17 protein-coding genes are annotated in these 19193 nt (G+C 73.8%); 8 read left to right on the top strand and 9 right to left on the bottom strand.

Going from position 1 to position 19193, the window contains the following annotated elements:
* The first annotated feature begins 76 nt into the window (after positions 1-76).
* A complete protein-coding gene (locus tag ABZK10_RS05785; RefSeq protein WP_353808226.1) occupies positions 77-556 on the top strand; it encodes a 2'-5' RNA ligase family protein in 480 nt (159 codons plus the stop codon).
* A gap of 23 nt (positions 557-579) precedes the next feature.
* On the opposite strand, the gene ABZK10_RS05780 is transcribed toward ABZK10_RS05785, so the two are convergent.
* Together ABZK10_RS05780 and ABZK10_RS05775 are read right to left on the bottom strand one after the other, a co-directional pair.
* Entirely contained in the window at positions 580-1803 is a 1224-nt protein-coding gene (locus tag ABZK10_RS05780) for an amidohydrolase (RefSeq protein WP_353808225.1), read from the bottom strand.
* A 90-nt stretch (positions 1804-1893) separates the two neighbouring features.
* Positions 1894-2967, bottom strand: a complete 1074-nt coding sequence (locus tag ABZK10_RS05775) for a LacI family DNA-binding transcriptional regulator (RefSeq protein WP_353808224.1) — start codon at positions 2965-2967, stop codon at positions 1894-1896.
* A 269-nt stretch (positions 2968-3236) separates the two neighbouring features.
* Here ABZK10_RS05775 and ABZK10_RS05770 point away from each other — a divergent pair, with 269 nt between their 5' ends.
* From ABZK10_RS05770 to ABZK10_RS05760, 3 genes are all read left to right on the top strand, one after another.
* Positions 3237-4538, top strand: a complete 1302-nt coding sequence (locus ABZK10_RS05770; RefSeq protein ID WP_353808223.1) for an MFS transporter — start codon at positions 3237-3239, stop codon at positions 4536-4538.
* A 9-nt stretch (positions 4539-4547) separates the two neighbouring features.
* Positions 4548-5243, top strand: coding sequence for an endonuclease NucS (gene nucS, locus ABZK10_RS05765; protein WP_353808222.1), 696 nt, complete (start codon positions 4548-4550; stop codon positions 5241-5243).
* Positions 5244-5380: 137 nt separating this feature from the next.
* Entirely contained in the window at positions 5381-6064 is a 684-nt protein-coding gene (locus tag ABZK10_RS05760) for an HAD hydrolase-like protein (RefSeq protein WP_353808221.1), read from the top strand.
* Positions 6065-6068: 4 nt separating this feature from the next.
* On the opposite strand, the gene ABZK10_RS05755 is transcribed toward ABZK10_RS05760, so the two are convergent.
* The 4 genes from ABZK10_RS05755 to efeU all read right to left on the bottom strand — a co-directional run bounded on the left by ABZK10_RS05755 (position 6069) and on the right by efeU (position 10266).
* Positions 6069-6494 (bottom strand): VOC family protein, encoded by a 426-nt coding sequence (locus ABZK10_RS05755; RefSeq protein WP_353808220.1) that lies wholly within the window; start codon positions 6492-6494, stop codon positions 6069-6071.
* Between the two features lie 170 nt (positions 6495-6664).
* Positions 6665-8029, bottom strand: coding sequence for an iron uptake transporter deferrochelatase/peroxidase subunit (gene efeB, locus ABZK10_RS05750; RefSeq protein ID WP_436408489.1), 1365 nt, complete (start codon positions 8027-8029; stop codon positions 6665-6667).
* On the bottom strand, positions 8026-9240 hold the full coding sequence (efeO, locus tag ABZK10_RS05745) for an iron uptake system protein EfeO (protein ID WP_353808219.1): 1215 nt from the start codon (positions 9238-9240) through the stop codon (positions 8026-8028). The genes efeB and efeO overlap by 4 nt, the downstream gene beginning before the upstream one ends.
* A gap of 72 nt (positions 9241-9312) precedes the next feature.
* The gene (efeU, locus tag ABZK10_RS05740) at positions 9313-10266 is read right to left on the bottom strand and encodes an iron uptake transporter permease EfeU (RefSeq protein ID WP_353808218.1); all 954 of its coding nucleotides are present in this window, start codon (positions 10264-10266) and stop codon (positions 9313-9315) included.
* A 269-nt stretch (positions 10267-10535) separates the two neighbouring features.
* On the opposite strand from efeU, the gene ABZK10_RS05735 reads away from it, so the two are divergent.
* The 4 genes from ABZK10_RS05735 (at position 10536) to ABZK10_RS05720 (ending at position 15787) form a co-directional block, all read left to right on the top strand.
* The gene (locus tag ABZK10_RS05735) at positions 10536-12662 is read left to right on the top strand and encodes a S9 family peptidase (protein WP_353808217.1); all 2127 of its coding nucleotides are present in this window, start codon (positions 10536-10538) and stop codon (positions 12660-12662) included.
* Positions 12663-12806: 144 nt separating this feature from the next.
* Positions 12807-14027 (top strand): AI-2E family transporter, encoded by a 1221-nt coding sequence (locus ABZK10_RS05730; RefSeq protein WP_353808216.1) that lies wholly within the window; start codon positions 12807-12809, stop codon positions 14025-14027.
* Between the two features lies 1 nt (position 14028).
* On the top strand, positions 14029-14589 hold the full coding sequence (locus ABZK10_RS05725) for a GNAT family N-acetyltransferase (RefSeq protein WP_353808215.1): 561 nt from the start codon (positions 14029-14031) through the stop codon (positions 14587-14589).
* 7 nt (positions 14590-14596) lie between these two features.
* Complete coding sequence (locus ABZK10_RS05720) at positions 14597-15787, top strand: nucleotide disphospho-sugar-binding domain-containing protein (RefSeq protein WP_353808214.1); 1191 nt, start codon at positions 14597-14599, stop codon at positions 15785-15787.
* A 42-nt stretch (positions 15788-15829) separates the two neighbouring features.
* Here the strand turns inward: ABZK10_RS05720 and ABZK10_RS05715 are convergent, their stop codons facing one another.
* From ABZK10_RS05715 to ABZK10_RS05705, 3 genes are read right to left on the bottom strand one after another with little or no spacing between them, the layout of a single operon-like run.
* Positions 15830-16747, bottom strand: coding sequence for an oxygenase MpaB family protein (locus tag ABZK10_RS05715; RefSeq protein ID WP_353808213.1), 918 nt, complete (start codon positions 16745-16747; stop codon positions 15830-15832).
* 60 nt (positions 16748-16807) lie between these two features.
* Positions 16808-17431, bottom strand: coding sequence for a DUF2510 domain-containing protein (locus ABZK10_RS05710; RefSeq protein ID WP_353808212.1), 624 nt, complete (start codon positions 17429-17431; stop codon positions 16808-16810).
* Between the two features lie 3 nt (positions 17432-17434).
* Positions 17435-19000: an SLC13 family permease gene (locus ABZK10_RS05705; protein ID WP_353808211.1), complete on the bottom strand. Its 1566-nt coding sequence runs from the start codon at positions 18998-19000 to the stop codon at positions 17435-17437.
* Positions 19001-19193 lie beyond the last annotated feature (193 nt).

The raw sequence follows: 19193 nt of genomic DNA, 5'->3' as shown, positions 1-19193 counted from the left end.
AACGGTGGGTCGGGAGCCGCGACACCACGGTTCGCGCACCAGCGTCGAGCCCGCCGGCGCGGGCTAGCGTGGGCGCATGGGGTACTTCGTGGTGGTGCTGCCGGTCGAGCGGATGCAGGTGGGTGACGAGTTCCCGGTGGGCAGTTGGCCGCTGCACCTGACCGCGGTGCCGCCGTTCCGGACGCCCGCCGACGCCGACGGGGTCGCGGCGGTGCTGGCGGATGCCTCGGAGGGCGCGCCCGCGCTGCGGGTGCGCCTCGGGACGGACGCCATGTTCGGCCGGAAGCACGACGTGCCGGTGCGACTCGTCGAGGACCCCGACGGCACCGAGATGGCACTGCACGAGCGCCTGCTCGACGCGCTCGTGCGGGTCGCCGCGCAGCACGACGCGATCGACCACGTCGGCGCGGGGCACCGCCCGCACGTCACGCACCAGCCCGACGCCCGCACCGAGGCCGGCGACGAGCTCGTGCTGCGCCAGCTCGCGCTGATCGACATGCGCCCGCCCGGCGGCGGGCGGCGGGTCACCTGGGTGCGCGAGCTCCCCGACGGCTGACGCGGCCGCGGGCCGCGACGCGGTCAGACGCCATCGGGCGCGCCGAGCCACTCCAGCGCGGCGGCGGTCATCGCGGCGACGCCCGTGTCGAGGGTCGGCTGCGGCAGCGGCGCGAACAGGGGCGAGTGGTTCGCCGGGAGGCTGGGCTCGATGGTGCCGAGCGGCACCGTGAACAGCTCGGGCGCGAAGCCGCCGAGGAACCAGTACACGAGCGGCGCGCCGGCCGACGTGGCGAGCACGCCGACGTCCTCGCTGCCGGTGACCGGACCGGGGTCGCCGACGTGCGACTCGCCCAGCGCCGCCTGCAGCGCGGCGCGCGTGCGCTCGGTCGCCTCGGGATCGTTGTAGGTGACGGGGTAGTCCTCGCCGTACGTGAACTCCGGCGGGCGGGGCGCGGCGGAGGCATCCGACTCGGCCCGGATGATCCGCTCGACCGATGCGAGCATGCGCGTGCGCACCTCGGGATCGAAGCTGCGCAGCGAGATCTCGAGGGTGGCCTCGGCGGCGATGATGTTGCTCTTGGTGCCGGCGTGGATCGCGCCGACCGTGACGACCGCCGTCTGCTTGGGCGAGACCTCGCGCGAGACGATCGTCTGCAGGCGCATCACGGCCGCGGCGGCCATGACGACCGGGTCGATGGCGGTCTCGGGGCGCGACCCGTGACCGCCCTGGCCGAACATGCGCGCCGTGACGGCGTTCACCGCCGCCATCGCCGGTCCGGCATGCACGACGACCGTGCCCGCCGGGTGCCCGGAGATGTGCTGGCCGAGCACCACGTCGGGCAGCGGCACCCGGTCGTAGAGGCCGTCCTCGACCATGGCCTTCGCGCCGCCGTCGCGCTCCTCGGCGGGCTGGAACACCGCGACGAGCGTGCCGCGCCAGTCGGCGCGCTGCGCGACCAGCCGCTCGACCGCCCCGACGAGGCAGGTCATGTGCACGTCGTGCCCGCACGCGTGCATCACCGGCACGTCGCGGCCCATCGGGTCGGTGCCGCGCGCGACGCTCGCGTAGGGCAGGCCGGTCTCCTCCTGCACGGGCAGGCCGTCCATGTCGGCGCGCAGCAGCACGGTCGGGCCGTCGCCGTTGCGCAGCACCGCGGCGACGCCCGTGCCGGCGATGCCCGCGAACACCTCGAGCCCGAGGTCGGTCAGGTGCTCGGCGACCACCGCGGCGGTGCGATGCTCCGCGAACGACAGTTCCGGGTGCTCGTGCAGGTCGAAGTACAACGCCTCGAGGTCGATCGCCATGCTCGTCAGCCTAGGCTGCGGCGGCCGCGCGGGCACAGTGTTCTCGCGACAGGCCGGGCGCGGGATCGCGGGGGCGGGCGACGGTCGGCGTCAGCGTGCGGGCGGCGCCGTCGTGTCGCCGACGTGGAGCTCACTGGTGAAGCGCAGCGACTCGGGGCGCTCGCCCCCGAGCATGCGCACGACGGCCTCCCCCGCGGCGCGGCCCTTGGCGACCGAGGGCTGCACGAGCGTGGTGAGGTCGGCCTGGAGGCCGTCGGGGCGGATGCCGTCGAACCCGATCACGCTGAGCTCCTCGGGCACGCGGATGCCGAGCTCCTCGGCCGCGCGGATCACGCCCGCCGCGAGCAGGTCGCTCTGGGCGATCACGGCGGTCGGGCGGGTCGCGGGCTCGCGCAGCAGCTCGCGCGCGGCCTCGAGCCCCTCCTCGATCGAGGATCCGCCGGCGACGCGGCCGCCGATGCCGGGGTAGACGTCGCGTGCGCCGCGCAGGCGCTCGCTCGCGGTGTCGGCCGTGCTGACGTGCTCGAGATCGGGGGTGATCGGCCCGCGGGTGCGCGCCGCGTCGAACGGGAGGGTCACCGTCGCGACGTCCGTGTGGCCGAGCGAGCGCAGGTACTCGGCGCCGGCGCGCGTCGCCTCGCGGTTGTCGATGCCGATCTCGACGATGTCCTCGCCGGGGTCGCCCTCGATGGCGACCGTCGGGATGCCGCGGCGGCGCAGCACCTCGATCGACTCGCCGAGCCTCGGGCTGCAGCCGACGAGCACGACCGCGTCGAGGGGGGCGTCCTCGATCGACACGGCGTTCTCGCCGCGACCGGTCTCGGTGAGCAGCAGCACGCCCGCGCCGAGCGGCGCGATCGCGTCGGAGATGCCGTCGAGCATCTGGATCTTGACGGGGTCGAGGAAGGCCGACCGCACCCGTTCCTCGAGCACGACACCGACGATGCCCGACCGGCCGCGGCGCAGCGACCGGGCGCGCGGGTCGGGGCCCGCGTAGCCGAGCTCGGATGCGGCGGCGAGCACGCGCTCCTTCGTCGCATCCGACACCGGGCCCGACCCCGAGAACGCCAGCGACGCGGTCGACGGCGAGACCCCGGCACGTGCCGCGACGTCGGCGAGCGTGCAGCGCTGCGCCGGTTCGGCTGGAGGTGCGTCGGTGGGCATGTGGTCCTCGGTGGATGCGGTGGGTGGTGCGAGTGTACGTGTGCGGGAGGGCGTCCGGGCGGTGCTGCCCTGTGAAGTTCCATGGCATCGACGGATGCCACGGGGCGGAGCCTCGATGCGAACGGCGCCCGACCGACGCCGCGGCGACGCACGGCCCCATGCTGCGGCATCCGGGCCGGTTGCTGCCGTCTCCGTCCACAGGTAGTCTAGTCGAATCGATTCGACCCCGCTCGGGGCGAGCACCACCACCACGAATCAGCGAGCCGACGATGTCCACCCCCGCCCCGCACACGCAGCCGACCCACGTGCCCTTCCGGGGCACGCGGGACCGGCGCGAGCTGACCGCCTGGCGCAATGCCCTGTTCGCGGTCTTCTTCCTCTCCGGCTTCGCGCTGGCGGCCTGGGTGGCCCGCCTCCCCGCGGTGCGCGACGACGTCGGGCTCTCGACGGCCTCCGTCGGCCTCGTGCTGCTCGCCGGCTCGGGGGCATCCGTCGTCGGCCTCATCTCGGCACCGCCCGTGCTGGCCCGCCTCGGCGCCCGCGCCGGCATGATCGCCGCCCTGTCGACCGCCGCACTCGGCCTGGTCTCGATCGGCCTCGGCGCGACCGTGTTCGGCGCGCTGCCGCTGGTCGTCGTCGGGCTCGCGCTGTTCGGGTTCGGCAACGGCACGGTCGACGTGATGATGAACGTCGACGCCGCCGAGGCCGAGCGCGAGATCGGCCGCACGATCATGCCGCTCATGCACGCGTTCTTCAGCTTCGGCACGGTCGCCGGCGCCGGCCTCGCGGCCGTGTTCGCCGCGTTGGGCACGCCGGTCGCCCTGCACCTCGGCATCATCGCGGTCGTCGTCGCCACCGGCGTCGTGATCGCGGTGCGCTACGTGCCCCGCCGCGACGAGGTCGGCGACCCGGCACCCGCGCCCGCCGACGCCCCCGCCGACGCCCGCGAGCCGTGGTCGGCGCGGCTGCGCGCGGGCCTCTCGGTCTGGGGCGACCCGCGCCTGCTCCTGATCGGCGTGGTGATCCTCGGCATGGCCTTCGCCGAGGGGTCGGCGAACGACTGGATCGCCATCGCGACCGTCGACGGCCACGGCTTCGACGAGACCGCCGGCGCGCTCATGCTCACCGCGTTCATGGTCGCGATGACCACCGGGCGCGTCCTCGGCGGGCCGGTGCTCGACCGGTTCGGCCGCGTGCCCGTGCTCCGCGCGCTCGCGGTCATCGCCGTCGTCGGCCTCGCACTGTTCATCTTCGGCACGCAGACCTGGCTGCTCGTGCTCGGCGCCGTGCTCTGGGGCCTCGGCGCCTCGCTCGGCTTCCCCGTCGGCATGTCGGCCGCCGCCGACCACCCGACCCAGTCGGCCGCACGCGTGAGCGCGGTGGCGATCATCGGCTACATGGCGTTCCTCGTCGGCCCGCCGCTGATCGGCTTCCTCGGCGAGCACTTCGGCATCCTGAACGGGCTGCTCGTGGTGCTCGGCCTCATGGTGCTGTCGGGCCTCGCGGCGCCGGCCGCGCGCGAGCGTTCGCGGGCCGTGCCGCCGTCAGGGGCATCCGCCACCGGCACGTAGAATCGCACGGTGCGCCTCGTCATCGCCCGCTGCTCCGTCGACTACGCCGGCCGCCTCTCGGCGCACCTGCCGCTCGCCACGCGGCTGCTGCTGCTGAAGTCCGACGGCAGCGTGCTCGTGCACTCCGACGGCGGCAGCTACAAGCCGCTGAACTGGATGAGCCCGCCCTGCGCGCTCGCGGTCGAGGCGCCCGACGAGGAGCAGGCCGCCGCCGGCATCACCGAGCGCTGGCGCGTCACGCACGCGAAGACCGACGACCAGCTCATCGTGTCGGTGCACGAGGTGCTGCACGACTCCGAGCACGAGCTCGGCGTCGACCCCGGCCTGCAGAAGGACGGCGTCGAGTCGCACCTCCAGGCGCTGCTCGCCGAGCAGATCGAGCTGCTCGGCGACGGCTACCGCCTCGTGCGCCGCGAGTACATGACCGCGATCGGGCCGGTCGACATCCTGGCGACGGATGCCTCGGGCGCATCCGTCGCCGTCGAGCTGAAGCGCCGCGGCGACATCGACGGCGTCGAGCAGCTCACCCGCTACCTCGAGCTGATGAACCGCGACCCGCTGCTCGCACCCGTGCAGGGCGTGTTCGCCGCCCAGGAGATCAAGCCGCAGGCCCGCACCCTCGCCGAGGACCGCGGCATCCGCTGCGTCGTGCTCGACTACGACCAGATGAAGGGCGTCGACAGCGGGCGCCCGACGCTGTTCTAGGCGCGCGGAGCGCCTCCCGACCGGGAATCTCCTGCGTTCCGCCCGCCGCAGGTCCCGACCGATCGCCCGGATACGGTCCGGGGTACCCCCCGAACACGGCGTGAGCGTTCACACGGAAGGGGCGTACCATGGCGCGCGTGTCAGATACCGTTCCCCCCACGCCGACCGTGACCCGAAGCTGGTCGGCCGTGCTCCTCGACCTCGACGGCACCGTCACCGACTCGGCGCCGGGCATCATCGACTCGCTGAAGCACACCTTCACCACGCTCGGCCTCCCGGTGCCGAACGACGAGGAGCTGACGCTCTTCGTCGGTCCGCCCCTGACCGACACCATGCGCATGCACGGCGGCTTCAACGAGGACGAGACCATGCACGCGATCGACGTCTATCGCGAGCACTACGCGAACCACGCGCTGCACGCCCCCGTGTTCCCCGGCATGGCGGGCCTCATCGCCGCGATCGACGCGGCCGGCGTGCCGCTGTCGCTGGCGACGAGCAAGCCCGAGTCGCTGGCCGCGAAGATCCTCGAGCACCACGGCCTCGCCCAGCACTTCGACGTGATCTGCGGCGCGAGCGAGGACGAGACGCGCTCGGCCAAGAGCGACATCGTCGCGGAGGCGCTGCGTCGCCTGCGCGAGCGGGGCGTCGACCTCTCCCGGCCCGTGATGGTCGGCGACCGCGGCTACGACGCGATCGGGGCGGCGGTCAACGACGTGCCGACGATCATGGTCGAGTGGGGCTACGGCTCGCCGCTCGAGGCGGGCGAGGCGATGTCGGTCGTGCACTCGATCGACCAGCTCCGCGGCCTGCTGCTCGGCTGAGGTCCTACCCGTCGGCGTCGAGCTCCTGGAACACCGTGAGGTGCAGTCCGGCGGGGCCGTCGAAGCGCGCGTTGAGCGAACGCCACGGCGTCTCGGTGGGCGGGGCGACGACCCTCGCGCCCGCGTCGGCGAGGTCGGCGGCGACGCCGGCGGCATCCGTCACCTCGAAGGCGACCCGCAGGTGCCCGGCGACCTGCCGGCCGACCTCGACGTCGTCGATCATGCGCTTCTGGGCGGGGTTCGCGAGCTCGAGCGTCGCGCGCCCGGCGTCGAGGATCACCACCCTCGCACCGCCGTCGGCCTCGTACGCCTCCTGCTCGGGCATGCCGAGCACGTCGCGGTAGAACGCGAGCGCCGCCTCGAAGTCCTCGGCCTCGACGACCAGCCGCAGCTGCCGCACCCGCCCCGTGCCGTCCCCCGTCGCATCCATGGGCCCGACGCTACTCCCGTGGTGCGGTCGCTTCTCAGGACCCCCGAGCACGATTCCTGCGCAACGCGAGCGGATGCTGCGCCCTCACCGCATCCGCGCCAGATCGTTGCGCATTCCGGCCGATTCGGCCATCCCGTTCCTGAACAGCGTCGACCACCGGCGCGCGGGGGTCAGGCGAAGAGCCGCTGCCCCACGAACTCGCCCTCGGCCACGCCGCCCGGCACCGCGAAGATCGCCGAGCCCACGTGCTTGAGGTACTCGTTCAGCCCGTCGGCCGCGAGGCTGCGCTGCACGTCGATGAACTGCTGCGGCGAGCGCTGGAACGACAGGAAGAACAGCCCGGCGTCGAGCCGGCCGAGCGCGTCGTTGCCGTCGACGAAGTTGTAGCCGCGGCGGAGCATGCGCGCCCCGCCGTTGCGGGTGGGGTGGGCGAGCGCCACGTGCGCCGCGCCGTCGATGAGCGGCTGCCCGGCCGCGCCCGTCGCGTCGAAGTCGGGCTCGGTGAACTCCGTGCCGCCCGAGAGCGGCGCACCCTCGCCCTTCGACCGGCCGACGAGCATCTCCTGCTCGCCGAGCTGCACGCGGTCCCAGTTCTCGATGATCATGCGGATGCGGCGGGCGACCAGGTACGAGCCGCCGGCCATCCACGCCGGGCCGTCGCCGGGCGCGACCCAGACGTGCTCGCCGAGCGCGTCGCGCTCCTCGGCCTTGATGTTGGCGGTGCCGTCCTTGAACCCGAACAGGTTGCGCGGGGTCGCCTGCGCGGTCGACGTCGACGACGTGCGACCGAACCCGAGCTGCGACCAGCGCAGGCTCGCACGTCCGAACGCGATGCGGCTCAGGTTGCGAATGGCGTGCACCGCGACCTGCGGGTCGTCGGCGCAGGCCTGGATGCACAGGTCGCCCCCGGTGTACTGCGGCACGAGCGCGTCGCCCTGGAACCGCGGCAGGTCGGCGAGCTCGGTCGGGCGGCGGGCGGCGAGGCCGAACCGGTCGACGCCGTCGGCGTCCTCGAACAGCCCGGGGCCGAACCCGAAGGTGATGGTGAGGCCGGCCGCGGGCAGTCCGAGCGCCTCCCCGGTGTCGACCGGGGGCGCGACGTCGGACCCGCCGACCGCACCGCCCTCGGCGACCTCGAGGCCCTGCGTGAGGCGGGCGGCGGCGGCGGTCCACTCGGTGAGCAGCTCGATGAGCCCGGCGCGGTCGAGCGCGTCGCTCACGTCGAACGCGGCGAAGTGCAGGCGGTCCTGCGCGGGCGTCGTGATGCCGGCCTGGTGCGCGCCGTGGAACGGGTAGGTGCGGGCGCCGGGCTCGACCGCGTCGCCGCCGGTGGCGGCAAGGGCGACGGATGCCCCGCCGACGGCGCCCGCCGCAGCGCCGGCCGCGCCCGCGCCGAACAGGCCCAGGAGGTGGCGGCGGCTCACGCCGGCGTGCGGCGACGCGGCCGCCCCGGGCGCCGCCGCCTCGGGCGCCGCGCCGGCGCCTCGCGGCTCGGGCGCCTCGGGAGCGCCCACGGAGTCGTCCGGTCCGGTCACGAGACCTCCAGCACGGTGGCCGTCAGCTGCGACAGCGGCTCGGCGAGCGCGTTGACCGCGTCGGAGAGCGTGCGCTTGTCGGCATCCGTCAGCGTCGCGTAGTCGACGAAGCCGTCCTCGAGCGAGCCGTACTCGGCGAGGGCCGCCTCGAGCGCGGTGAACTGCCCGTCGATCTCCTCGGCGAGGGCTGCGCCATCGTCGCCGGTCGACTCGGCGATGTCGCGCACGGCCCCGAAGGCGACGCCCGCCCCCTGCACGTTGGCGGCGAAGTCGCTGAGGTCGGTGCCCGACCACCAGTCCTCCTCGCCGGTGATCTTGCCGGCGGCGACCTCGTCGAGGAGGGCGATGGCGCCGTTGGAGATGTCGGCGAGCGAGAGCGAGAAGTCGTCGGCGGTCACGAGCGCGTGCAGCTCGGTGATGTCGGCGACGAGCCCGTCGGCGAACGCCTGCCGCTCCTGCGGGGTCGAGGGCGCCCAGTCGAGGAGGGCGTCCTGGCCGTCGGAGTTGAGGTCGCCCGCCTCGGGCGCCCAGAGGTCCTTCTCCATGCGGTGGAACCCCGTCCAGTCGAGGCCGTCGGCGACGGCGTCGACCTCGCGGAAGTCGATCTTCGGGTCGAGGTCGCCGAACGCCTCGGCGGTCGGCTCGATGCGCTCGTAGAACACCCGGGTCGAGGCGTAGAGCGAGCGGGCCGTGTCGTCGTCGCCGGCGGCGTACGCCTCGGCGAACGCCTCGACCGCGGGGATGAGCTCGGCGGCCTGCGACCGGACGTAGGCCGTGTACTCCTCGACGGCCGTGTCGACGAGTTCCTGGGCGCTGGCGGAGATCTCGGTCGCCTCGCCGGTGACGGTGAACTCGGCGAGCCCGACCGGGGCGCCGACCTGCTGGAACTTGCACGCCGTGTAGTAGGTGCCCGGCTGGAGCTGGGCGACGTACGAGACCTGCTGGCCCGGGGTGATGTTCTCCTTCTCCCCCACGATGCGCAGCTTGTCGTCGGCGAGGATCTCGAACTCGTTCACGTCGGTGCCGTTGTTCGCGAGCGCGAAGGTCACGGTGCCGGCCTCGGCGGTGTCGACGGCGACGTCGCAGGCGTCGTCGCGGATGTCGACGGCGACGCCCGAGCCCGCGGGGGCGTTGGCGACGCAGCCGGTGAGCGCGAGGGCGAGGGTGGCGGCTCCGGCGATCGGGGCGAGGGCGCGGGCGCGACGAGGCATGGGGGTACTCCTGTGGGTGGGGTGCGGTGGTGCGGTGCTGTGGGCGGGGGAACGCGGCCGGTCGGCCGGGGGTCAGGCGGGTTGGTGGTCCCGGCGGGCGCGCGCGGGGACGCGGTCGAGGTCGACGGGTGCCGCGGGCGCAGCGGCATCCGCTCGCCCGTCGTCGACGGCGATCGTCGCGGGCGCTGCGGGCGCTGCGGGCGCGGATGCGGCGGGCACGCCGCGGCGCCGCAGCAGCCGCAGGTACAGCGCCGAGGCGATGACGAGGTAGGCGGCCCAGCCGATGAGCTGCGCCCACGTCGGCTCGGGCGTGAAGTTGAAGACGCCCGCGAGCAGCGCGCCGTACCAGCTCGACGGCGAGACGACGGTCGCGATGCTGAAGGCGGCGACGCCGGCGCCGGGGATCACGCCGGCCTCCTGCAGGTCGCCGATCGCGTAGGCGAGCACGCCCGCGACGACGACGATGAGGAAGAAGCCGGTCCAGGTGAAGAAGCGCGACAGGTTGATGCGCACGAGGCCGCGCGAGAGCGCCCACGACAGGGCCACCGCGGTGAGGATGCCGAGCACCGCGCCCGTGACGCCCAGCGCCGCGTCGGCGCCGCCGGACACGCTGGCCCAGACGAACAGCGCCGTCTCGATGCCCTCGCGGCCGACGCTCACGACGCCGAGCCCGATGATCGCCGCGGCCGAGCCGCCCACGAGCACCGCGTCGACCTGCTCGCGCAGCTGTGCGGCGAGGGTGGCGCCGTGGCGGCCCATCCAGAAGATCATCCAGGTGACCATGCCGACGGCGACGAGCGAGAGGATGCCCCCGAGCAGCTCCTGCGCCTGGAAGCTCAGCCCGTACGGGCCCCAGGTGAGGATCGCGCCGACGCCGAGCGAGATCGCGACGGCCGCGGCGATGCCGACCCAGAGCCGGCCGAGGAGGTCGCGCCGGCCGATCTTGCCGAGGTAGGCGACGAGGATGCCGACGATGAGGCCGGCCTCGAGGCCCTCGCGGAGGCCGATCAGGTAGTTCGCGAGCATGGTGCTCCTCGACGTGGTGCGGACGGATGCGCCGGAACTCGTCCGACGTGCTTAGGTTAGCCTAACCTCGGTCGGACGTACACCCCGCGACCGTCCGTGACGTCACACGCGGCAACGGCTGCCGTTCTCAGGAACCCCGCGCAACGATCCGGCACAGGGCCGTGGGATGCTGCGTGGCATCCGCTGATCTGCCGCATCGTTGCGTACGCGGTCGCCTCGGCCTGAACCCTTCCTGAAAAACGACCACCCCCACGACGTACGCTGAACCCGTGCTCACTCCTCCCGTCACACCGAAGCGCCCCACCGAACGCACGCACCACGGCGACACGTTCCACGATCCCTACGAGTGGCTCCGCGACAAGGACTCCCCCGAGGTGCTCGCCCACCTGCACGAGGAGAACGCCTACACGAAGGCGCGCAACGAGCACCTGACCCTCCTGCAGGAGCAGCTCTTCGAGGAGATCCGCGACCGCACCAAGGAGACCGACCTGTCGGTACCCACCCGCGAGGGTGCGTGGTGGTACTACTCGCGCACGGTCGAGGGCCAGCAGTACGGCATCCACTGCCGCGTGCCGGTCGCGGGCCCCGACGACTGGGACCCGCCGCAGCTGCCCGAGGACGGCGGCGCCCTGCCCGGCGAGCAGGTGCTGCTCGACGCGAACGTCGAGGCCCGCGGCCACGAGTTCTTCTCGCTCGGCAGCTTCGACGTCTCGGAGGACGGCGGCACGCTCCTCTACGCGACCGACGTCGAGGGCGACGAGCGCTACACGATCCGGCTGCGGTCGCTGGCGACGGATGCCACGGGCGACGAGTTCGCCGACGAGATCCCGAACACCGCGCACGGCGCCCTCTTCGACCCCAGCGGCCGGTACGTGTTCTACGCGACCGTCGACGAGTCGTGGCGGCCCGACACGATCTGGCGGCACGAGGTCGGCACGCCCGCGGCCGACGACGTGCGGGTCTTCCACGAGCCCGACGAGCAGTTCTGGATCGGCATCGGCCTCACCCGGAGCCGGAAGTACCTGATCATCGAGGCCGGCTCGAACATCACGAGCGAGGCGCACCTGCTCGACGCCGACGACCCCACTGGCGAGTTCCGCGTCGTCTGGCCGCGCGTGCGCGGCGTCGAGTACGACGTCGAGCACGCGATCGCCCGCGGGCACGACCGCCTGCTGATCCTGCACAACGACGGCGCCGTGAACTTCGAGCTGGTGAGCGTCGCGGCCGACGACCCGCAGGGCGAGCGGCGCATGCTGGTGCCGCACAGCGACCGCATCCGCCTCGAGGGCGTCGACGCGTTCCGCGACTTCGTCGCCGTCGAGTACCGGCGCGAGGGGCTCCCGCGCCTCGCCGTCGCGCGCGTGCCGAACGGCGCGAACCACGACGACACCCCGCACGAGCTGGCCTTCGACGAGGAGCTCTGCTCGGTCGGCCTCGGCGGCAACCCCGAGTGGACGCAGCCGACCCTGCGCATCGGGTACACGAGCTTCGTCACGCCGACGACCGTCTCCGACTACGTCGTCGACACCGGCAAGCTGCGACTGCGCAAGCAGCAGCCCGTGCTCGGCGGCTACGACCCCGCCGACTACGTGCAGCGCCGCGAGTGGGCGACGGCGGAGGACGGCACGCGCATCCCGATCTCCCTGGTCTACCGGCGCGACCTCGTGACTCCCGGCACCCCGGCCCCCACGCTGCTCTACGGCTACGGCTCGTACGAGCACTCGATCGACCCGGGCTTCGGCATCCCGCGGCTCAGCCTGCTCGACCGCGGCATGATCTTCGCGGTCGCGCACGTGCGCGGCGGCGGCGAGATGGGCCGGCTCTGGTACGAGCACGGCAAGCAGCTGCACAAGCGCAACACGTTCACCGACTTCGTCGCGTGCGCCGAGCAGCTCATCGACGACGACTGGACCGCGCCCGACCGCCTCGTCGCCCAGGGCGGCAGCGCCGGCGGGCTGCTGATGGGCGCAGTCGCGAACCTCGCACCGCGGCACTTCTCCGGCATCCTCGCGGAGGTCCCGTTCGTCGACGCGCTCACCTCGATCCTCGACCCCGACCTGCCGCTCACGGTCATCGAGTGGGACGAGTGGGGCGACCCGCTGCACGACCCCGAGGTGTACGCGTACATGAAGTCGTACACCCCGTACGAGAACGTGCACGAGACGCACTACCCGCCGATCCTCGCCGTCACCAGCCTCAACGACACGCGCGTGCTCTACGTCGAGCCGGCGAAGTGGGTCGCCAGGCTCCGCGAGGTCGGCGCCGACGCGCAGCTGAAGATCGAGATGGCCGCTGGGCACGGCGGCGTCTCCGGCCGATACCGGGCCTGGCGGGAGCGCGCGTTCTCCTACGCGTGGGTGATCGACGCGGCGGGGGCGCACCCCTCGGGCGAGTAGGCGGCGAGCGGATGCCTCCGGCGAGCGCCGCGCGAGCGCGCGCGTCCGCGCGCCGCATCCGCTCGACCCGCACCACCCCCTTCCCTCGACGGCCGCGAACCGCTGTGATGGGGTGAGGGCGACGCAGCGACCCGAGGAGGCCCGATGAGCGACGACGAGACCACGACCGGCGGGACGACCGCGGGCACGGGGCGCGACGACGACCGGCCGGGCCTCGGTCACGCGCTCGCGACGGGCGCGTCCGAGCACCCGCGCCCGAGCCTGCGCGCGCTCTGGACCGATCCGCTCGGCCGCTGGTCGACGCGCGCGGTGCAGCTGCTCGCGCTCGTCGCGATCGTGTCGATCGTCGTGTTCGGCCTCGTGCAGCTGAAGCTCGTGGTCATCCCGGTGCTGCTGGCGCTCATCCTCGCCGCGGCGGCCGCGCCGCTCGTCGGCTGGCTCCGGCGGCACGGGCTCTCGCCCATCCTCGCGGCGTGGGTCACGCTGCTCGGCGGCATCCTCGTCTTCGGCGGCATCATCACGGGCATCGTCTTCGCGGTGCGCGACCAGTGGGACGAGCTCTACGACTCCGCCCTCGACGGGTTCGAGCAGCTGCGGCTGTTCATCGTCGACGGGCCGTTCCCGATCGACCAGTCCGTCATCGACGACGCGTTCGACTGGGTGGTCGACTTCCTGACGAGCGCGCAGTTCGGGTCGGGCGCGATCGCCGGCGTCTCGGCGGCTGCGCAGGTGGTCACGGGGCTGTTCCTCGGCGTCGTGATCCTGTTCTTCTTCCTGAAGGACGGCGACGTCATCTGGTCGTTCTTCCTGCGGCCCTTCCGCGGCCGGGCGCTGGAGCGCGGGCGGCGCGTGGGCCGCACGGGCGTCACCGTGCTCGGCGGGTACGTGCGCGGCACGGCGATCATCGCCGCGGTCGACGCGATCGGCATCGGCGTGGGCCTCGCGATCCTGCAGGTGCCGCTCTGGCTGCCGCTGTCGGTGATCGTGTTCATCGGCGCGTTCGTGCCCCTGGTCGGCGCGACCGTCGCGGGAACCCTCGCCGCGCTCATCGCCCTGGTCGCGAACGGACCCGTCGCGGCGCTCATCGTGATCGCCATCGTGATCGGCGTCAACCAGCTCGAGGGCAACTTCCTCCAGCCGGTCGTGATGGCGCAGTCGCTGAAGCTGCATCCGCTCGTCATCCTGGTCGCGCTGACCGCGGGCACGATCCTCGGCGGCATCGTCGGCGCGATCCTGTCGGTGCCGATCGCGGCGGTCTCCTGGGCGATCCTGAAGGCGTGGAACGAGCCCGCGCCACCCGGCGACCCCGGGCCCGACGGGGAATCCGGCCCCGCACCCGACGGGGCGGACGCCGAGGCGGCCTGACATGCCCGCGTCGTCGGAACACGTGCCGGCCCTCAGCCTCGAGCGGTGGTCGACCGACGACCTCGCCGTGCTCGTGCACAGCAACACCCGGCGCATGACGCAGTACCTCGGCGGCCCCGAGTCGCACGCCGCGCTGCTGAAGCGGCACGCCCGCTACCTGCGGTCCTGGGAGACCGGCGACGCCCGGATGTACCGCATCGAGGTCGAGGGGGTCGCCGACCCGGTCGGCTCGGTCGGCTACTGGGAGTACGAGTGGCACGGCCGCCCGGTGTTCGAGTCGGGCTGGAGCGTGCACACCCCGTACCAGGACCGCGGCTACGCCACCCGCGCGATGCGACTGCTGATCGCGGATGCCGCGGCGCACCGCACGCCCGAGCGCGCGCTGCTCCTCGCCTTCCCGATGGTCGACAACCTGCCGTCGAACGCGCTCTGCCGCAGGCTCGGCTTCCGGCACGAGGGCGAGCAGGACTTCCCGGGGCGCCGGGGCGGCACGGTGCGCGTGCACGCCTGGTCGATCGACCTGCGCGAGGTGGCCCCGCGCGCGGCCGACGGATCGGCATGATGGGGGCATGACCCGTCTGCTGCTGCTCACCGCGGGATCCCGCGGCGACGTGGTGCCGTTCGTGCACCTCGCCCGCGAGGCGACGCGCCACGGCCACGAGGTCGTGCTCGGGCTGCCCGACCACGCAGGCGCCGACACCGACGACCTCGAGGTGCGGAGCCTGCACGCCGACTTCGCCGCGCTGATCGATGCGCAGGGGGTCTCGCCGGTGGCGGCCTGGCGCAACTTCCGCAGCGTCATCAGGCCGACCATGTCGGCGCTGCTCGCCGCAGCGCTCGAGGTGGCGCTCGAGACCCGCCCCGACGTGATCGTCGCCCACCCGAAGGTGCTCACCGCGCAGGTCGCGGCCACGGCACTCGGCGTGCCGCTCGTGGTCGGCGAGATCGTGCCGGCGCTCACGCCGACCCGCGCGTTCCCGGCGGCGGGGGTCGCGGCGCGCGACCTGGGCCCGTTCAACCGGCTGACGTTCCGGGCGACGGCGAGCGCCGGGGCGATGTTCGGCGGCGACGTGCGGGCCGCCGCGAAGCGGGCCGGGGTGACCGGGTCGCTCGCGCCCGCGGCGGCCTCGCTCGTGCCGGTGAGTCCCGCGCTGCTGCCGCGCCCGGCGGACTGGCCCGAGACGACCGTGCTGACGGGACCGTGGCTCGACGGGCGTCCCGCCCCGGAGCTCACCGGCGACCTGCGCGCGTTCGCCCACGACGGGCCGTTCACCTACGTGGGCTTCGGCTCGATGGCGGCGGGCGACCCCGTGGCCCGCGCCGAGGCGGTCGCCGCGGCGCTCCGCCGCACGGGCCGCCGCGGCGTGCTCGCGACGGGGTGGGGCGGGCTCGACGTGCCCGCCGCGGTGCGCGGCGGCGACCTGCTGGTGGTGCGCGACGCCCCGCACGCGTCGCTGCTCCCGCACGCCGAGGCGGCGGTGCACCACGGCGGCGCCGGTACCGTGCATGCGGCCGCCGCGGCGGGCATCCCCTCGATCGTGGTGCCGTTCATCGCCGACCAGCCGTGGTGGGGGCACCTCCTCGCCGAGCGCGGCCTCTCCCCCGAGCCGGTGCCGGCGAAGCACCTCACCGCGCGCCGGCTGGCGACCGCGCTCGACGCGATCCCCGCGTTCGCCGACGCCAACCGGCCGCTCGCCGCGGCCCTCGCGTCCGAGCACGGCGCGGCGACGGCGCTGGCGCACGTCGAGTCGCTCGCCTGACCCGCGGGCGGCGGCGGCGCGGGGCGGCGGCGCGGGGCGGCGTCAGGAACCCGGCGCGCGCACAGCATCGGCGGCCGCGAGGCGGGCGATGCGGCGGCGCGCCGCCTGCTCGCTCGGTGAGGGGCCGGCCACCACGCGGAGCGCGATGAGCAGCATCCGCGTCGCGGTGATCGCGGGCCAGCGCGGGCGTCGCAGGCGCAGCATCCGCCGCTGCTCGGGTGTGAGGGAGGCCACGGCGCCGCCGAAGAAGATCGGGTAGAGCGCGCCGGTGAGTCCCGGCAACCGCGGTCGTCGGAGCCAGGCGACCGCGTGCGCGACCCGCTCGTCGTACTTGGCCTCGGCGGCGAAGGCGTGGAGCTCGGCGCGCAGTGCGGCGAGCGACTCGGGCGGGTCGGTCACGCCCATGAGCCGGCCGGCGGTCGCCCACTCGCGCACGTAGGCGTCGGGCCCGCCGGGGATGCGCCCGCCCCACGTGAGGTGCGCACCGATGAAGGCCTCGGCGAAGGCGTCGTGCACCCACCGCAGCAGGTGCTCGTCGCCGGCCGAGTAGTCGCGCTCGGCGCCGGCCGCGTCGACGTACGTGCCGCGGACGTGCTCGTGCAGGCGCGAGACGAAGGCGGAGGCATCCGTCGCCGCCCGCCGGTCGCCGAAGGTCGTGACCGCGATCCAGCGCACCGTGCCGTCGAGGCGGCCGAGCGGGTCCTCGTGGTAGCGCGACCAGTCGTGCACGCCGGCCATCGCCCCCGGGTGCAGGGTCTGCAGCAGCAGGGCCCGGATGCCCGCGACGAGCGTGGGCAGTGCGCCGTTCACCGCCCACACGGCGCTGCCCGGTCCGAAGAAGCCCGCGTCGTCGCCCTCCGCGAGCGCACGGGTCCACGCCGGCGGGTTGCGCCGGCCCCGACGACCGGGGCGCCAGCGCTCGGACCCGCCGGATGCGTCGTGCCCGTCGCGACCGGCCATATCTGACGGTACCCCGGTACGGTGCGCTCCGGGGCCCGCCGGTGCGATCAGCCGACGCGATCAGCCGTAGACGGCGGAGACGGTCTCGAACAGCTCCCGCCCGAACCACAGTCCGAAGAGCGCGCCCGCGATCGAGGATGCGACCAGCAGCGCGAGCAGCAGCCAGATGGGGGCGAGGCCGCCGCCACCCGCACGGCGGTTCACGACGATGCTGCGGCCGACGACGTAGATGGTCGCCGAGAAGATCGCCACCGACCAGTGGAAGGGGCGCTCCACGCCCAGTCGGCGCAACCGTGCCCGGTCGGCCGCCGCGAACGCGATCACCAGGAAGTACGCCACCCAGGCACCGATGATGAGGAAGAGGTAGGCGGGGTCGAGGATCAGCTGGACGCCCGCGAGGGTCGCGACGTCCGGGTTCGGCGAGGTCAGCATCGCGATGAACCGGTCCCAGTCGATGAAGAACAGCCCGAGCGACGGCACGTACGGCAGCACCACGACGAGCCAGATCCACTCGCCGTACACCGACTCCGACGAGGTCGAGCCGTTGCGCGACAGCCCGCCGATCTGCCCGGGCTCGGCGAACCGGTCGCTCCAGCCGAGCCCGGTCCACCAGCGCCTGCGGCCGCTGCCGGCCGGGTCGGGGTACCAGCCGGGCTTGGGCAGGGTGCGGGTCGGCTCGCTCACGGGCTAGAACCTCCAGATCAGGGGCACGTACAGCACGGCCATCGCGACGAAGAATACCGACAGCGGGAGTCCGAGTCTCCAGTAATCCCCGAACTTGTAGCCGCCGGGCTCCAGCACCATCGCGTTGGCCGGGGTGGCGACCGGCGTGAGGAACGCGGCGGCGCCCGCGACGGTCAGCGCCATCATGAACGGCAGCACCGACACGTCGTAGGTCGTGGCGATCGAGGTGGCGATCGGGATCACCACCAGGACGGTCGCCGCGTTGCTGATGAGCTGGCTCATCACGAAGGTCAGCACGCACAGCACGAGCAGCGCCAGCTGTGGCCCCGAGTCGCCGACGAGCGCGAGCACCCCGTTCGCCACCATGTCGGCCGCGCCGGTCTCGGTGAAGGCGGTGGCGAGCGGGATCATGCCCGCCACGAGCACGACCGTGGTCCACGAGATGCTGCGGAACGCCTGCGGCACGCTCACCACCTTGAGCAGGATCGCCGCCCCGGCCGCGAGCAGGCCGGCGGCCGCCGCCGGGATGAGCCCCGTCGCGAGCACGAGCACCATGCCGGCGAGGATGCCGATCGCCCGCTTGGCGCCGGTGCCGAGCGCGACGGTGCGACGGATCAGGTCGGGCGCGTCGACGACCACGAGGTCGGGTCCGCGGCTGAGGTCGCGGAGCTCGCGCCAGCCGCCGCGCAGCAGGAGGGTGTCGCCGGCGCGCAGCGTCTCCTCGGTCGTGCCGAGGTCGTCGGCCCCGCGGCGCACGGCCAGCACGACGAGGTCGCCGTCGGGCATCGTCATGCCCGGGAAGACCCGCGCGCCGATCAGCGACGACCGCGGGGAGACGATGACCTCCATGGCGCCGTGCGCGGCGCCGATGAGCGGCAGCTCGATCGCCTCGGTGCGCAGGTCGTAGTGCCGCTTGATGGTCGCTGCGTAGTCGCCGAGGTCGCGGGCCATCGACTGCGGATGCCGCTCGGGCAGCACGTTCCGCAACAGCACCATGATGAGGATCGTGCCGGCCACGAGCGGGATGCCGACGAGTGCGAACTCGAAGTACCCGAACGGCCGCTCCCCCGCCGCCTCGGCGGCGTCGGAGACGATGATGTTGACCGGCGTGCCCGTGAGGGCGAGCATCGAGCCCGCGCTCGCGGCGAACGCGAGCGGGATGAGCATCTTCGACGAGACGAGCCCCGCACGCGCGGCGACGACCACCACGAGCGGCAGCAGCGCCGCGGTCGCGCCGTTCACGCTGATCAGTGCCGACATGACCGCCGCGAGCGCCGACACCACCACCAGGAGGCGCACGGGGCTGCGGCCGGCCCGGCCGATCACCTGCTGGCCGGCCCAGGCCGTGACGCCGGTCGTGTCGAGGGCCTCGCCCACCACGAACAGCGAGGCGATGAACAGCACCGTCGGGTCGCCGAACCCGGCGAGCGACTGGTTCAGGGTCAGCACCCCCGTCGCCCAGAGCGAGAGCGCGACGCCGAACGCGACGACGACGATGGGCACCCGGTTCGTGACGAAGGCGACCACCGCGGCGGCCAGGATGATCATGGTCCATGCGACCGGGTCCATGGTCAGAGCGTAGCGAGCGGCGGCACGCGCGCACGAGGGGCCCGCCCGCACTTCTCAGGAACCCGTCGATCGCGATCCGGTCACCCGCGCGCCGGGTGCAGGAGCGGGCGGATGCCCCGGAGCATCCGGATGCCGCCCCTGGCGCCCGCCCGGATTATGGTGTCAGGGTCGCCCGCGTGGAACCGCCGCGACG

The organism is Agromyces sp. SYSU T00194, from assembly GCF_040496035.1.
Taxonomy (GTDB): domain Bacteria; phylum Actinomycetota; class Actinomycetes; order Actinomycetales; family Microbacteriaceae; genus Agromyces; species Agromyces chitinivorans.
Note: the sequence above shows the minus strand (reverse complement) of the source record. Positions and strands in the feature narration are given on the sequence as shown.